Below are 14,114 nucleotides of genomic sequence, written 5' to 3' on the forward strand. Positions count from 1 at the left end.
TCAGCTCTTTCGGGTGCGCGGGTCGAGAAGCAGGTACGCGACGTCGGCGAGCAGGTTCGCCACCAGCACGGAGATCGTGATGATCAGGAAGATCCCCTGCATCAGCGGGTAGTCCTTGTAGCCGACCGCCTGGAAGAGCTGGAAGCCGAGGCCCGGGTAGGAGAAGACGATCTCCACCAGCAGCGTGCCACCGACGATGAACCCGAGCGACAGGGCGAAGCCCGAGACGTTGGGCAGCAGCGCGTTGCGGGCGGCGTAGCTGAGGGCCACCCGGCGCTCCGACAGCCCCTTCGCGTGGGCGACCGTGATGTAGTCCTCCGACGAGACGGTGACCATCATGTTGCGCATGCTGAGGATCCACCCGCTCATCGAGGAGACCAGGATGGTGGCGGCAGGCAGGATGCTGTGCTGGATCGCACTCGGGATGAAGTACTGGTCGAACGCCGGCACCAGGCCCGGCTCGTAGCCACCGGAGGACGGGAAGAAGCTCCCCGGCCCGGCGAACACGGCGATCGCGACCAGGCCCAACCAGAAGTACGGGATCGAGGACAGGAACGTCGTGGCCGGCAGCAGCCCGTCGATCCACGAGCCGCGCCGCCAGCCGGCGCCGACGCCGAGCGCGGTGCCGAGGAGGAAGCTGATGATCGTGGTGATGCCCACCAGCCCGACCGTCCACGGCAGGCTGTCGCCGATCACCGTCGACACCGGCGTCGGGAAGAAGGTGAACGACAGCCCGAGGTCACCGTGGACGAGTTGCCGCCAGTAGTCGAGGTACTGCTCCCAGACGTTCTCGTTCTTGTCCAGCCCGAACAGCACGCGCAGCGACTGGATGGCGTCGGCGCTGATTCGGCCCTGGTTGCGCGAGATGAGGGACTGTACCGGGTCGCCCGGGACCAGCCGCGGGATGAAGAAGTTGAGCGTGATCGCCGCCCACGCGGTGAACAGGTAGAAGGCCATGCGCTGCAGGAGGAATCTCATCGTGCCTCACCCAGGGTGGCGGTGCCGTCCTGCCCGGCCAGCGCCGGCGGTGGTGGCACGGTCGGGTCCGCGTCCGGAACGGCGGAGCCGGGGGCGTCGGCGGCGACGGTGGCCGGATCGTAGAGCCAGCACGCCGCCCAGTGACCGGGCCGGTCGCCGATGGTCAGCCGCGGCGGCAGGTCCGCGGTGCAGCGCGGCATGGCATGCGGGCACCGGGGATGGAACCGGCAACCTGTGGGCGGGCTGATCAGGCTCGGCGGCTCGCCGTGACCGCGGTCCTTCCCGGCGGTCTCGTCGGCGCCGCCACCGTCGCCGGTGATGCGGTCGGGGTCGGGTGCCGACTCGATGAGCAGCCGGGTGTACGGGTGGGCCGGGTGCTGGGTGACGATCTCGCTGTCGCCGCCCTCGACCATGCGGCCGGCGTACATGACGATCGTCTCGTCGGCGAAGTAGCGGGCCGAGGCGATGTCGTGCGTGATGTAGAGGATGGCGAGGTTGAGCCGCTCCTTGAGGTCCTGGAGCAGGTTGAGCACACCGAGGCGGATGGAGACGTCGAGCATGGAGACCGGCTCGTCGGCGAGGAGCACCTGCGGGTCGGCGCCGAGCGCCCGGGCGATGGCGACGCGCTGCCGCTGGCCGCCGGAGAGCTCGTGCGGGAACACGTCCAGGAAGCGATCGGGCGGGGTGAGGCGGACCCGGGTGAGCAGATCGGCGAGGGCCCGGTCCAGGTCCTCGGCGGTACGCCCCGCGTTCCCGTGGATCCGCAGCGATCGGGTGAGGTGGTAGCGGACGGTGTGCACCGGGTTCAACGACGCGAACGGGTCCTGCAGGATCAGCTGGACCCGTCGCACGTACGCCCGGAACGCGCGGCCGCCGCGGACCCGGGTCGACCTGCCGTGCAGCCGGACGTCGCCGGCGGTGCGGGGGTAGAGCTGGGCCAGCAGCCGGGCCACCGTGGACTTGCCGGAGCCGGATTCCCCGACCAGCGCGGTCACCTGGCCGCGACGCAGCGCGAACGATACGTCGTCGACCGCGTGCACGACTGCCGGCGTCCGGGAGAAGAGGTTGCGCAGCCGTCTGCGGACGGGGAAGTGCTTGGTCAGGCCGACGGCCTCCAGCACCACCTCGTCGCCCGGCGCCGCCGCGCTCTCGCTCAACGTCATGCCGAGTTCCTGTCTGGGGTTGCCATGTCACCGGGAGGCGACGAAAACCGATCTGAGCGTGGAATCCGCCTCCCCGGTCGGTCGCGGCCGACCGGGGAGGCGGGGCCGGGTGTCAGCTACCGGCCGGCTTCAGGTGCAGGACCACGTCCAGCGCGTTGGGCTGGGTGGGCTGCAGGGCGCCGTACGGGTTCGAGTCGTCCGGCCAGCCGGTCCAGTTCTTCGTGCTGTACGCGCCACCGATGTTGTCCGCGCCGACCGGGATCATCGGCATCTGGTCGACGAAGACCTTCTGCAGGGTGTTCATCGCGGTGGTACGGGCGGCCTCGTCCGTCGCGTTCGCGTAGGCGACCAGGGCGTCGGTCGCCTCCTTGTTGTTGAAGCGGCCGAAGTTGCCGGCGGGGGAGGCGGTGCCGATCGGCTTGAGCTGCCGGCCGTCCATCACGGTCCGGTAGATGTCGTACGGCGTGGCGCCGCCCTCGGTCCACCGGAAGGTCGCCTCGAAGTTGCCCTGCTCGACGTTGCGGAACCAGGCGTCCTGGTTGGCCTTGTCGACCGTCGCGGCGATGCCGATCTTCGACAGGCCGTCCTTCACGATCTCGAGGCTGGTCTGGTAGTCCGACCAGCCGGCCGGGTCGGTCAGCTTGACCGTGACCGCCTTGCCGGTCTTGTCCTTGAGGGTGGTGCCGTCGAGCTTGTAGCCGGCGCCGGTGAGCAGCGCCTTGGCGCCCTCGACGTCGACCTTGTGCTCCTGGCCCTTGAACTCCGGGGCGACGAACGCGTCACCGGCCGGGCTGGGCAGACCGGTCACGCTCTTCACCAGCGGGTGGAAGTAGCCGGCCTCGGCGGTGGTGAAGATGTCCTCGCGGTCGATGACCATGTTCATCGCGCGGCGCAGCGTCGGGTCGTCGAACGGCTTCTTGGTGGTGTTGAGGTAGAGGCCGTGGATGCCGAGCACCGGGGGTGCCCACACCTTGTGGTGGGCCTGGTCCTTGGCGACGAAGACGGCCTGGTAGTTGGGGATGAAGACGAAGCTCCACTCCGACTCGCCGTTGGCCAGGGCGGTGGTCTGCGCGCTGTTGTCCGTGTACGACGTGAAGCGCAGCTCCTTGACCTTCGGCAGGTCCTGCCAGTAGCCCTTGTCGCGCACGGCCAACGTGGTGGTGGCCGGGGTGAACGACTTCAGCGTGTAGGGGCCACTGCCGACCGGCTGCTTGACGGGGTCGGTGGTCGGATCGCTGATCTTCTCCCAGATGTGCTTGGGCACGATCGGCACCCGCCACAGCACCTTCTGCTGGTTGACGAACTGCGGGCTTTCCATCTTGATCGTGACCTCGTTGCCGCTCGCGGTCGCGTCGGTGTAGGGCACACCCTGGTCGTTGAGCGCCGGGTACTTCTTGACCAGGTTGTAGGTGAACGCGACGTCCTCGGCGGTGACCTTCTGGCCGTCGGACCAGGTGGCGTTGTCGCGGATGGTGACCTTGACCGAGGTGTAGTCGGGCGACCACTCGGCCTTGGTGGCCAGCCACGGCTTGAACGGGTCGGCCGGCTTGACCGGGTTCCACATCATCAGCGGCTCGAAGATCTGCCAGCGGTAGCCCAGGGAGGCCGCGGCGGACGTGGTGAGGAACGGGTTGTTGTTCTCGGCCTGTGGACCGTTCGGCATGCCGACGTTCAAGACGGTGGCCGCCTGGCCGTTCTTCTTGTTGGCGTTCGGGCTGTCGCCACACGCCGCGACGGCGGCGGCCATTGCGCCGGCCAGCGCGACGGCGAGGATCTGCCTTCTTCTCATGGAGGTCTCCCTCGGTGGTCCCGCATTTCCTCGAGCGGGATGTGGTGGATGGAGGGTGTGCGGTGTTACCACCGGTGGCCGCGATGCCCGCCGGTGTGGGTGGTGGATACAGCGGTGGAGAGGTCAGGTGGTGCTGGTCGAGGCGCGGACGGTGAAGCTGGTGGGGATGACGGTCGGGGTGTCGGGCAGCGGCGTGCCGGCGAGGTGGGCGATGAGGGTGCGGGCGGCGGCCGCCCCCATCTCCCGTAACGGCTGGCGTACCGAGCTCAGCGGCGGGTGGGTGTGCCCCGCCAGGGGCAGGTCGTCGAAGCCGACGACGGCCACGTCCTGCGGCACGCGCCGGCCGGCATCGCGCAGCGCCTGGAGCGCGCCGGCGGCGGAGAGGTCGTTGTGGGCGAACACGGCGTCGAACGACACCCCGTCGGCGAGCAGGTGTTCCACCGCCGCCCGGCCGCACTCGAAGGTGAAGTCGCCCTCGACGACGAGGGCCGGGTCGATGGGCAGGCCGGCATCGGCGTAGCCGTCTGCGAAGCCGGCCAGCCGTTCCCGGGTGCAGCCGAAGCGGCTCAGGCCGGTCACCACGAGGGGGCGGCGGCGGCCCAGCGCCAGCAGGTGGGCGGCGGCCGCCCGTGCGCCGTCGGTGTTGGTGGTCCGTACCGAGGGGAAGCCCGGCTGGTGGCCGCGGTCGTCGATGAGGATCACCGGCAGGCCGCGTTCGTGCAGTTCGGTGATGTAGTCCAGGGTGCCTTCCGGCTCGACGACGAGCAGGCCGTCGAAGGACTTCGCGGAGACCTGGGAGGCGAACCGCCGCATCGACTCGTCGCCTCGGTTGCAGGTGAACAGCAGCAGCCCGTATCCCTCGGACTCGACCACGTCGGCCGCGCCCTGGAGCACCTCGCCCATCCACGGCCAGGTGAGCGCGGGCACCAGCATGCCGACCACGCGGGTGCGGCCCCGGGCCAGGCCGACCGCGCGGGCGCTGGGCACGTACCCCAGGTCGCTGATCACCGCACGGACCCGGTCGGCGGTGCGGACGTGCACCTCGCCCTTGCCGTTGAGCACCCGCGACACGGTCGTCTTGCTCACCCCGGCTCGGGTGGCGACGTCGGCGATCGTGATCGGCACGGACTCTCCCGGGTCGCAGGGGTGGCGGTTTCGGAACCGGTTTCGGAAGCGGTTCCGTCGCAGTCAACCGAAGTGGCGGCGGTCACGTCAATAACAGGCCGGTAACGAAACATGGCTAAGTTCAAAACCTTAAAAAAGTGACCGACGGGGTCCGGCGACCACTGTGGACCGGGCGGCGACACCTCGCCATGCTGAACTGCGTTGATGCCCTGGCCCCGGCACCGGCGGTGCCGCCCCGGCGGGCGCCGGATCAGGCGGCGCGGCGGGGCGGCCCGCCGCGCCGCCCCGCGGCCGGACGGCTGACCGCGCCGGACGTGCAGTACACGTCGCCCGAGTTCGCCTCGTGCGGCAGCGCCGTCAGGTACGCGGCCACCTCCGCGGCCGGCAGCCACCGCGGCAGGGCGAGTGCCATCTCGTCGCCGAGCGCGGCGCTGAACCCGGTGAAGCCGAGCCCGGTGAGCCGGTCCAGGCAGCGCAGGGCCAGCTCCCGGGCGATGGTGGTGAACTCGAACGACAGTGCGGGGAGCGGCCGGCTCAGCCCGGCCAGCACGGCGTCCTCGAAGCCCTCCACGTCGATCTTCACGAAGTCCGGTACGCCCTGCCCGGCGATGAGAGCGTCCATCGTGGTGCCGCTGACCTCGATCTGGGCGTCCCAGACTTCGTGCTCCCAGCCGCCGGCGCCGGCCGCCGCCTCGATGAACCGCGGGGAGACGGTGGCGATCGTGGGATTGGCGGAGTTGAGGTGCAGTCGTACGGGGTCGGGGCGGTGGCCGCAGGCCGCCTCGACCACGGTCACCTCCGGGTCGCCGGCGTAGAGCGCGCGCAGCGCCCGGGCGCACATCGGCTGCGGCTCGACGGCCACCACCCGGGCGCCGAGGCGGCGGAAGCTGCCGAGCCGGTCGCCGACGTGCGCCCCGACGTCGAAGACGAGGTCACCGGGGCGGACGAAGCCGGCGTAGAAGGCGTCCATGGCGGCGTCGCGGGCCGGGTCGCCGTAGTAGGCCTCCAAGGAGCGGCGCAGGCCCGACATGGCCGGATCCGCCTTGAGCGCCTCGATCACCCCGTGCTGATCGCCCACGGCTCCGACGGTAGTGGCGCCGGGACGGCCGCGAGCCCGGTTCGCGTCCATCCACCGCCCGCCCCGGAAACCCAGCCTCCTAGGACGCCTTAGGGTGGTGACCCGGCCGACGGCCTGTCCGCTCGGGACACGTGCCTGGCGACGAACGAGCACGCCCACCTGGGCGGGTCGCGCAGCGACCGGTGACGCTCAGGGGGCGTCGACCACCTCCTGACCCAGCGGCCAGAGCGCCGCCGGGACGAGCTTGAAGTTGGCCACGCCGAACGGGATGCCGATGACGGTGACACAGAGGGCGACCCCGGCGAGGATGTGGGACAGCGCCAGCCACCAGCCCGCCAGCAGCACCCACAGCACGTTCGCCAGGCCGGAGGCGAGCCCGGCCCCTGGCTTGCGGACGAGGGTGCGGCCGAACGGCCACAGCGCGTACGAGGCGAGGCGCAGTGAGGCCACCCCGAACGGGATGGTGACCACCAGCGCGAAGCAGATCAGGGCGGCCACGCCGTAGCCGAGGGCCAGCACGAAGCCGCCACCGAAGACCAGCCAGAGCACGTTGAGCACGAAGCGGAGCACGGGTCCATGGTGGCGACCGGGCGCAAGACCACCTCCGCGCAGTTCCGCTTTCCCGGGTAGGTGGCGGCGTGCGGGCTGGTATGCCTGTGGGGTGTCGGAGCAAGCGAACGGTGGGCGGCCCGCGGCGGTCGGCAACGTGCCGACGGCGGGCGGTGAGGCGGGTCTGGCATTGCTGCTGGGCGCGTTGGGGGTGGTGTACGGCGACATCGGCACCAGCCCGTTGTACGCGCTGAAGACCGTCTTCACCCTCGACCGCGGCCTCATACCGACCGAAGGGGACGTGTTCGGCGTGATCTCGCTGGTCTTCTGGTCGATCACGCTGATCGTGTCGATCAAGTACGTCATCTTCATCCTGCGGGCCGACAACGAAGGTGAGGGCGGGGTGATGGCCCTGGCCGCACTCGCCCGACGGGCGCTGGGTGAGGCCAGCGCACGGCGCGGCGCCGGCGTGCTCGCGCTCGGAGCGCTGGGCGCCGCCCTGTTCTACGGCGACAGCGTGATCACCCCGGCGATCTCGGTGCTGTCGGCGGTGGAGGGACTGGAGGTCACCTCCCCGCAATGGGCGGTGGTGGTGCTGCCGGCGTCGGCGGTGATCCTCACCCTGCTGTTTGGCGTCCAGCGATGGGGCACCGGCCGGGTCGGGGCCGTGTTCGGGCCGATCATGGTGCTCTGGTTCGCCTGCCTGGGCGTGGCCGGCGCGGCCGAGGTGGTACGTCACCCGGGCGTCCTGGCCGGGCTGTCGCCGACGTATGCGGTCCTGTTCGTCGTGGACCACCCGGTCATCGCGTTCGTCGCGATGGGCGCCGTGGTGCTGGCGATCACCGGTGCCGAGGCGCTCTACGCCGACATGGGCCACTTCGGCCGCGCCCCGATCCGCCGGGCCTGGTTCGCGATAGTGTTTCCCGCGCTGACGCTCAACTACCTCGGCCAGGGCGCGCTGATCCTGCGGGCACCAGACAGCCGGGCCAATCCGTTCTTCCTCCTCCTGCCGGACTGGGCGCGGCTGCCGATGGTCGTCCTGGCCACCGTCGCCACCGTGATCGCGTCCCAGGCGGTGATCTCCGGGGCGTTCTCGGTGTCCCGGGAGGCCATGCGGCTGGGATTCCTGCCGCACCTGCGCATCCGGCAGACCTCCCGCCGGGAGTACGGGCAGATCTACGCGCCCGGGGTGAACTGGAGCCTGTTCGCGGCAGTCATGCTGGTGACGTTCGCGTTCGGCTCATCAACGAACCTTGCTGCCGCCTACGGGGTGGCGGTCACCGGCACGTTCCTGATCACCACGACCCTGTTCCTGGTCGTCGCGCGGGCGCTGTGGCGCTGGTCCACTCGACGGGTGGTGCTGTTCGGGGTCGTCTTCGGCAGCATCGAGCTGGTCTTCTTCACCGCGAACCTGGCCAAGGTCAGCCACGGTGGCTGGTTGACGCTGCTCATCGCGATCATCGTGTTCACGGTCCTGCTGACGTGGCGGCGCGGAGCCGCGTTGGTCACCCCGCGCCGGATCGAACTCGAAGGCCCACTGCCCGACTTCATCGACAAGCTGCACGCCATGAACATCCCGTGGGTGCCGGGCACCGCGGTGTTCCCGCATCCGAACAAGGAGACGACGCCGCTGGCGCTGCGCGCCAACGTGGCGCACAATCACGTACGGCACGAGCGGATCGTGATCATTTCCGGGCACACCGCGAACGTCCCGCACATTCCGTGGGATCAGCGCCTGACCATCGACGATCTCGGTGACCCGAATGACGGCATCATCCACATCAAGGCCGTCTTCGGCTTCCAGGACCTCACCGACTTCCCCGAGGTCCTGCGCCGCGCCGCCACCCACCCCCTCGGCACCGGGATCGCCCACGATCAGGTCTCCTACTTCGTCTCGCGGATCACGCTGCGGTGCACCCGTCGCCCCGGCATGGCCATCTGGCGCAAGCGGCTGTTCATCGGCCTCGCCCACAACGCCGCCAGTCAGGTCGAGTTCCTGCGCCTGCCCGAGGAACGCACCATCGTCCTCAGCGCCGAAGTCCCCGTCTGAGTCCGCCCGGTCAGCCGGGCGCGGCGGTCCGACGTCAGGCGGCCGAGAGCACCAGGGGCAGCACCGCCACCAGGTGCCGCCATGGCGATCCACACCCGCGCCGTAGGCCCCTGCCGGCTGCCCACGTCAGCGGGTGGCCGCGGCCTCAGTCCGGGTCGGTGTCGTCGGGGGTGCGCCGTTGCGGATGGGGCGTCTCGCCACGGGCCAGCATGGCCACGAACTGGGCGATCCGCCGGCTCCGGGTCTCGGCCCGCTTCGCGCTGCTGATCCGGTAGATCACCGCGTAGCGGTTCTGTGCGGTGAGCAGGTCGAACATCCGCCGGGCCCGGGGCTCGGCGGCCAGCGCGACCAGCAGCTCCTCGGGCGGTTCCGCGGTGGACTGTCCGGCGTACGCGGCGTCCCAGCGACCGTCGGTCCTAGCCCGGTCCACCTCCGCGAGGCCGGCCGGGTGCATCCGCTCCTGCGCCGTCAGCCGGGCCACGATGCCCACATTCCGAGCCGACCAGGGGCTGCGCGACCGGCGCGGGGTGAACCGCTGCCGATAGGTGGCCTCGTCGCGGCGCCGGACCTGGCCGTCGATCCACCCGTGGCAGAGCGCCTCCTCCAGCGCCTCGTCGTAGCCGAGGCTGGTGGGGACGGTGGTGCCGCGCTTGGCCAGCACCAGCCACACGCCGGTCGGGTCGGCGTGGTGGGTGCCGAGCCAGTCCCGCCAGGCGGGCGCGTCGGCGACGATCAGCTCGGGCGGCTCAGTGGGCACGGCGATCGACCGGCTGCGCAGTGCCGCCGGCCGGCAGGCCGACCCCGCCGAGGGGTACGACGTCCACCCGCTCCGGCGGTCCGGCCAGCATCGCCAGCACGTCGGCGATGCTCGGGCCGGACGAGTCGGTGGGCGCCGCGGCCAGCGCCGCCTGCACGGCCTCCTCGTCGGTCCACACCTCGGTCACCCGGACGGTGTCCGGCTCGGCCCGGTCCCGGCTGATCAGGTACAGCTCGCAGCCGGGGAACCCGCGCAGCCCCTCGGCGACCCGCAGCAGCGTGTCGGCGAGTTCGGCGCCCCGGCCCGGCTGGGCGCGCATGGTCATCAGCCGGCCGGTCCGCGCTGCCGTGTCCATCGTGCCGTTTCCCCCTCCGCTTGGCACCGAGCGTACGCGGTGTGCCCGCCGCTGGCGGTCCCCCGTGCTGTGTGCGGGGCGGTTCGGCGTGACCGGGCCTGGCAGACTGTCGGGCCATGACTGGACCTCGGACGGGCGGAAGCGAGGTCGTCCTCTACTGGCGACCGCTGTGCCCGTACTGCATGAAGTTGCGGATGAAGTTCTTCCTGGCCCGGCTGCCGCACCGGAAGGTCAACATCTGGCGGGACCCGGAGGCGGCGGCGTACGTCCGCTCAGTGGCCGACGGCAACGAGACGGTGCCCACCGTCGCGGTCGGCGGCCGGGCGCTGGTCAACCCGTCGCTTCGTCAGGTGCGGACCGCCCTGCGGGAAGCGGCCGGGTGACCGACTCCCCGAGCGGCCCAAACGACCGTTAAGCTCGGGGGGTGGGAATCGACGAGGTCTACCCGGCCGAGCGGCTGTCCGCCGCGCAGCGCGCCACCGCCGCGGCGGGCCTCGACGCGCTGCTGCTCACCCCCGGTTCCGACCTGCGCTACCTGACCGGCTACGACGCGCACGAGGGGGAGCGACTCACCTGCCTCGTGCTCCCCGCCGAGGGCGAACCCACCCTGATCGTGCCGGCCCTGGAGCGCCCCGCCGCGGAAACCGCCCCGGCCACCGTCGTCCGCCTCGTCGACCACGCCGACGGCACCGACCCGTACCCGCTGGTCCGCGCGGCGCTGCCCGGCCCGGTGACCGCCGTCGGGCTGGCCGACCGGATGTGGGCCGAGCAGGTCCTCGCCCTGCGCGCCGCGCTGCCCGACGCCACCCAGCGCCTCGCCTCCGAGGTGCTGCGCGAGCTGCGGATCCGCAAGACCCCGGCCGAGGTGGCCGCCCTCGCCGAGGCCGGCGCCGCGATCGACGCGGTGCACACCCGGATGGGGGAGTGGCTGCGCCCCGGCCGGACCGAGGTCGAAGTGGCGGCCGACATCGCCGCCGCCATCCGGGCAGCCGGCCACGTGAGGGTCGACTTCGTCATCGTCGCCGCCGGCCCGAACGGGGCCAGCCCGCACCACGGCACCTCCGACCGGCCGATCCGGGCCGGGGAGCCGGTCGTGGTCGACATCGGCGGCACCATGCCGACCGGCTACCGCTCCGACTGCACCCGCACCTACGTCGTCGGCGGCCCTGCCCCGGCCGAGTTCTCCGAGTACTACCCGGTGCTCCACGAGGCGCAACGCGCGGCGGTGGCGGCGGTCCGGCCCGGCATCACCGCCGAGGCGGTCGACGCGGCCGCCCGGGACGTCATCGCCGCCGCCGGCTACGGCGACGCGTTCCTGCACCGCACCGGACACGGCATCGGCCTCGACACCCACGAGGAGCCGTACGTCGTGGCCGGCAACCCCCGACCCCTGGAGGCCGGCATGGCCTTCTCGGTCGAACCCGGGATCTACCTCGCCGGGCGGCACGGCGCCCGGATCGAGGACATCGTCGTCTGCACGACGGACGGCGGGCAACGGCTCAACACCACCCCTACGGAGCTCATCGCGCTATGAACGTCGACCGGATCCTCCCCACCGACGAGGCCCACGACCTGCTGGACCTCGCCACCGAGCTCGCCGACCGCGAGCTCGCCCCGAAGGCCGCCGGCTTCGAGGAGCGCGCCGAGTTCCCCCGCGACGTGCTGCGCACCCTGGGCCGGGCCGGCCTGCTCGGCCTGCCGTACGCCGAGGAGCACGGCGGCGCCGCCCAGCCGTACGAGGTCTACCTCCAGGTGTTGGAGATCCTCGCCAGCCGCTGGCTCGCCGTCGCCGAGGCGGTCAGCGTGCACACCCTGTCCTGCTACCCCGTCGCGCAGTTCGGCACCGACGAGCAGCGCAAGCTGCTGCCCGACATGATCGGTGGGGAGCTGCTCGGGGCGTACTGCCTCTCCGAGCCGCAGGGCGGCTCCGACGCTGCCTCGCTGACCACGAAGGCGGTCCGGGACGGCGACGACTACGTGGTCTCCGGCACCAAGGCGTGGATCACCCACGCCCGGGTCGCCGACTTCTACAACATCTTCTGCCGCACCGGCGGCCCCGGCCCGAAGGGCATCTCCTGCCTGCTCGCCGACCGGAACACCCCGGGCATCCACCCGCAGGCCGCCGAGCGGACCATGGGCCTGCACGCCTCCCCGGTCGCCCAGATCGCCTTCGACGACGCCCGGGTGCCGGCCGAGCGGCTGATCGGGGGCGAGGGGAAGGGCTTCACCATCGCCATGTCCGCCCTGGACTCCGGCCGGCTCGGCATCGCCGCCTGCGCGGTCGGCCTCGCCCAGGCCGCCCTCGACTACGCGGTCGGCTACGCCAAGGAGCGGCAGCAGTTCGGCAAGCCGATCATCGACTTCCAGGGCCTCGGCTTCACCCTCGCCGACCACGCCACCCAGATCTCGGCGGCCCGCGCGCTCATGCTGTCCGCCGCGCGGCTGCGCGACGTCGGCCGGCCGTACTCGATCGAGGCGGCTAAGGCGAAGCTCTTCGCCACCGACATGGCGATGCGGGTGACCATCGACGCGGTGCAGGTGCTCGGCGGCGCCGGCTACGTCGCCGACCACCCGGTCGAGCGGTACATGCGGGAGGCGAAGGTGCTGCAGATCGTCGAGGGCACCAACCAGATCCAGCGGCTGGTCATCTCCCGGGCCCTCGCCCAGGGCTGAGGCCACCCGCAGCGCGGGCCGGGTGAGGCATGGGAGCGTTTACTCCGGTAGGTTGCACCGCGTGGAGGAGATCGACCGTGCCATCGTCGCCGCGCTGACCGGGGACGGTCGGCTGTCGTACACCGACCTCGCCGAGCGGGTGGGCCTCTCGGTGTCCGCCGTGCACCAGCGGGTCCGCCGGCTGGAGCAGCGCGGCGTGATCAAGGGGTACGGCGCGCGCGTCTCGTTCGAGGCGCTGGACCTGCCGCTGACCGCCTTCGTGGCGATCCGGCCGTTCGACCCGTCCCAGCCGGACGACGCGCCGGAGCGGCTGGCCCACCTGCCCGAGATCGACTCGTGCTACTCGGTGGCGGGGGAGGACTTCTACCTCCTGATGGTGCGGGTGGCCGGCCCGGCGGACCTGGAGCGGCTGCTCCAGGAGATCCGTACGGCCGCCAACGTCACCACCCGCACCACGGTGGTGCTCTCCACCCCGTACGAGAACCGGCCGCCGCGGATCAATGGCGACCTGCCAGGTCGGGGGCGGTCCCGGGCGGCGGCGGCGGAACCGGCTGGTTCCACCGCAGGATGACCCGCCGCCCGTGCTCGTGACCGAGCGCGCTCACGGTGGCGGTGTCCAGCCGCAGCAGCCCGCCGGCGGACGGCGGCAGCCCGATCCAGCGGGCGCCGAGCACCCGCAGGCTGTGCCCGTGGGCGACCAGGGCGACGTTGCCCTGGTCGAGCAGGGGAGCGACCCGGGCGATCACCCGGTCGAGGCGTTCGCCGACCTGCGCCGGTGACTCACCGCCGGGGCAGCCGTCGGTCCAGAGGTTCCAGTGCGGATTCTCCTCGTGCACGTCGGCGGACGTGCGTCCCTCGTACTCGCCGTAGTTCCACTCGGCCAGGTCCGGGTCGGTGGCGTCGGCGTCGAGGCCGGCGAGGTGGGCGGTGCACACGGCCCGCTGCCGTGGGCTGGACAGGACGCGGACGAAGCGCCGGCCGGCGAGCATCGGCGCCAGGGCACGGGCCTGCCGCTCGCCGTCGGGGGTGAGCTCCATGTCGGTGTACGAGGTGTGCCGGTGGCTGGCGCTCCATGCGGTCTCACCGTGGCGGATCAGCAGGATATCTCCCATTCGCCCAGTTAACCAGCCCCCCGGTCCCACCGTTCACCTAGTATCCTAGGACGCCTTACCGATGGTGCGACCAGTCACCAGAAACGCAGGCGTTTCGACGGGCGGGCTACGGGGACGCGACAGGTGAACGGGCCATCCGGCCCGGCGTACCGCGGCAGCGGAGGGAGTCCCATGAGCTTCACCGATAAGGCGAAGAACAAGGCCCAGGAGCTGAGCGGCGTCGCCAAGGAACGGATCGGCGACGTCACCGACAACGAGCGGTTGCGGGCCGAAGGCGCCAGCGAGCAGAGCACGGCCCGGGCCCGGCAGAAGGAGGCCGGTCGGAACATGAAGACCTTCCAGAAGTGATCCGTACGTCGGCGGGGGGGCCCCGGGGCCCCGGGCCCCCCCCCCGCCTGGCACCCGGGCCCCGGGGGGGGGGTTTACCCGCGGGCCGGGGGGGCGCGCGGGGGGGGAGGGGGCGCCCGGCGGGCCCCCCCCCCCCC

At 71.8% G+C, this 14,114-nt stretch carries 15 protein-coding genes; 6 read left to right on the forward strand and 9 right to left on the reverse strand.

All coding sequences use genetic code 11. The features are described 5' to 3' along the window. The 6 genes from ACFYOS_RS20555 to ACFYOS_RS20580 form a co-directional block, all read right to left on the reverse strand. On the reverse strand, positions 1-978 hold the full coding sequence (locus tag ACFYOS_RS20555) for an ABC transporter permease (protein WP_387143783.1): 978 nt from the start codon (positions 976-978) through the stop codon (positions 1-3). Further along, on the reverse strand, positions 975-2,141 hold the full coding sequence (locus ACFYOS_RS20560) for an ABC transporter ATP-binding protein (RefSeq protein WP_387143786.1): 1,167 nt from the start codon (positions 2,139-2,141) through the stop codon (positions 975-977). Before ACFYOS_RS20560 ends, ACFYOS_RS20555 begins: the two co-directional genes overlap by 4 nt. A gap of 112 nt (positions 2,142-2,253) precedes the next feature. Next, positions 2,254-3,930, reverse strand: a complete 1,677-nt coding sequence (locus tag ACFYOS_RS20565; protein WP_387143789.1) for an ABC transporter substrate-binding protein — start codon at positions 3,928-3,930, stop codon at positions 2,254-2,256. 123 nt (positions 3,931-4,053) lie between these two features. Then, positions 4,054-5,055 (reverse strand): LacI family DNA-binding transcriptional regulator, encoded by a 1,002-nt coding sequence (locus ACFYOS_RS20570; RefSeq protein WP_387143792.1) that lies wholly within the window; start codon positions 5,053-5,055, stop codon positions 4,054-4,056. 250 nt (positions 5,056-5,305) lie between these two features. After that, on the reverse strand, positions 5,306-6,085 hold the full coding sequence (locus ACFYOS_RS20575; protein WP_387143822.1) for an FkbM family methyltransferase: 780 nt from the start codon (positions 6,083-6,085) through the stop codon (positions 5,306-5,308). A gap of 237 nt (positions 6,086-6,322) precedes the next feature. Next, complete coding sequence (locus tag ACFYOS_RS20580) at positions 6,323-6,703, reverse strand: YccF domain-containing protein (protein ID WP_387143795.1); 381 nt, start codon at positions 6,701-6,703, stop codon at positions 6,323-6,325. Positions 6,704-6,794: 91 nt separating this feature from the next. Between ACFYOS_RS20580 and ACFYOS_RS20585 the strand changes: the two genes are divergently transcribed. Then, on the forward strand, positions 6,795-8,732 hold the full coding sequence (locus tag ACFYOS_RS20585) for a potassium transporter Kup (protein ID WP_387143797.1): 1,938 nt from the start codon (positions 6,795-6,797) through the stop codon (positions 8,730-8,732). Positions 8,733-8,877: 145 nt separating this feature from the next. Here the strand turns inward: ACFYOS_RS20585 and ACFYOS_RS20590 are convergent, their stop codons facing one another. After that, positions 8,878-9,489, reverse strand: a complete 612-nt coding sequence (locus ACFYOS_RS20590) for a YdeI family protein (RefSeq protein WP_387143800.1) — start codon at positions 9,487-9,489, stop codon at positions 8,878-8,880. Then, on the reverse strand, positions 9,479-9,844 hold the full coding sequence (locus ACFYOS_RS20595) for a putative quinol monooxygenase (RefSeq protein WP_387143803.1): 366 nt from the start codon (positions 9,842-9,844) through the stop codon (positions 9,479-9,481). The genes ACFYOS_RS20590 and ACFYOS_RS20595 overlap by 11 nt, the downstream gene beginning before the upstream one ends. 116 nt (positions 9,845-9,960) lie before the next feature. On the opposite strand from ACFYOS_RS20595, the gene ACFYOS_RS20600 reads away from it, so the two are divergent. The 4 genes from ACFYOS_RS20600 (at position 9,961) to ACFYOS_RS20615 (ending at position 13,088) form a co-directional block, all read left to right on the forward strand. Next, positions 9,961-10,227, forward strand: coding sequence for a glutaredoxin domain-containing protein (locus ACFYOS_RS20600; protein WP_387143806.1), 267 nt, complete (start codon positions 9,961-9,963; stop codon positions 10,225-10,227). A 41-nt stretch (positions 10,228-10,268) separates the two neighbouring features. Next, positions 10,269-11,378, forward strand: a complete 1,110-nt coding sequence (locus ACFYOS_RS20605; RefSeq protein WP_387143808.1) for a M24 family metallopeptidase — start codon at positions 10,269-10,271, stop codon at positions 11,376-11,378. After that, on the forward strand, positions 11,375-12,517 hold the full coding sequence (locus tag ACFYOS_RS20610) for an acyl-CoA dehydrogenase family protein (protein WP_387143811.1): 1,143 nt from the start codon (positions 11,375-11,377) through the stop codon (positions 12,515-12,517). The genes ACFYOS_RS20605 and ACFYOS_RS20610 overlap by 4 nt, the downstream gene beginning before the upstream one ends. A gap of 61 nt (positions 12,518-12,578) precedes the next feature. Then, entirely contained in the window at positions 12,579-13,088 is a 510-nt protein-coding gene (locus ACFYOS_RS20615; protein ID WP_387143814.1) for an Lrp/AsnC family transcriptional regulator, read from the forward strand. Here the strand turns inward: ACFYOS_RS20615 and ACFYOS_RS20620 are convergent. Then, positions 13,015-13,629: a histidine phosphatase family protein gene (locus ACFYOS_RS20620; RefSeq protein WP_387143817.1), complete on the reverse strand. Its 615-nt coding sequence runs from the start codon at positions 13,627-13,629 to the stop codon at positions 13,015-13,017. The two genes, ACFYOS_RS20615 and ACFYOS_RS20620, sit on opposite strands and share 74 nt — an antisense overlap. 171 nt (positions 13,630-13,800) lie before the next feature. On the opposite strand from ACFYOS_RS20620, the gene ACFYOS_RS20625 reads away from it, so the two are divergent. After that, positions 13,801-13,977, forward strand: coding sequence for a CsbD family protein (locus ACFYOS_RS20625; protein WP_387143820.1), 177 nt, complete (start codon positions 13,801-13,803; stop codon positions 13,975-13,977). Positions 13,978-14,114: the final 137 nt, after the last annotated feature.

The organism is Micromonospora sp. NPDC005806 (assembly GCF_042871425.1).
Lineage (GTDB): Bacteria > Actinomycetota > Actinomycetes > Mycobacteriales > Micromonosporaceae > Micromonospora.

Excerpts from the sequence above, each read along its gene's own strand:
- ACFYOS_RS20625 (WP_387143820.1), top strand. The coding sequence starts at position 13,801 with ATGAGCTTCACCGATAAGGCGAAGAACAAGGCCCAGGAGCTGAGCGGC.
- ACFYOS_RS20555 (WP_387143783.1), bottom strand. The coding sequence starts at position 978 with ATGAGATTCCTCCTGCAGCGCATGGCCTTCTACCTGTTCACCGCGTGG.
- ACFYOS_RS20575 (WP_387143822.1), bottom strand. The coding sequence starts at position 6,085 with ATGTCGGGCCTGCGCCGCTCCTTGGAGGCCTACTACGGCGACCCGGCC.
- ACFYOS_RS20600 (WP_387143806.1), top strand. The coding sequence starts at position 9,961 with ATGACTGGACCTCGGACGGGCGGAAGCGAGGTCGTCCTCTACTGGCGA.
- ACFYOS_RS20560 (WP_387143786.1), bottom strand. The coding sequence starts at position 2,141 with ATGACGTTGAGCGAGAGCGCGGCGGCGCCGGGCGACGAGGTGGTGCTG.
- ACFYOS_RS20620 (WP_387143817.1), bottom strand. The coding sequence starts at position 13,629 with ATGGGAGATATCCTGCTGATCCGCCACGGTGAGACCGCATGGAGCGCC.
- ACFYOS_RS20565 (WP_387143789.1), bottom strand. The coding sequence starts at position 3,930 with ATGAGAAGAAGGCAGATCCTCGCCGTCGCGCTGGCCGGCGCAATGGCC.
- ACFYOS_RS20595 (WP_387143803.1), bottom strand. The coding sequence starts at position 9,844 with ATGGACACGGCAGCGCGGACCGGCCGGCTGATGACCATGCGCGCCCAG.
- ACFYOS_RS20610 (WP_387143811.1), top strand. The coding sequence starts at position 11,375 with ATGAACGTCGACCGGATCCTCCCCACCGACGAGGCCCACGACCTGCTG.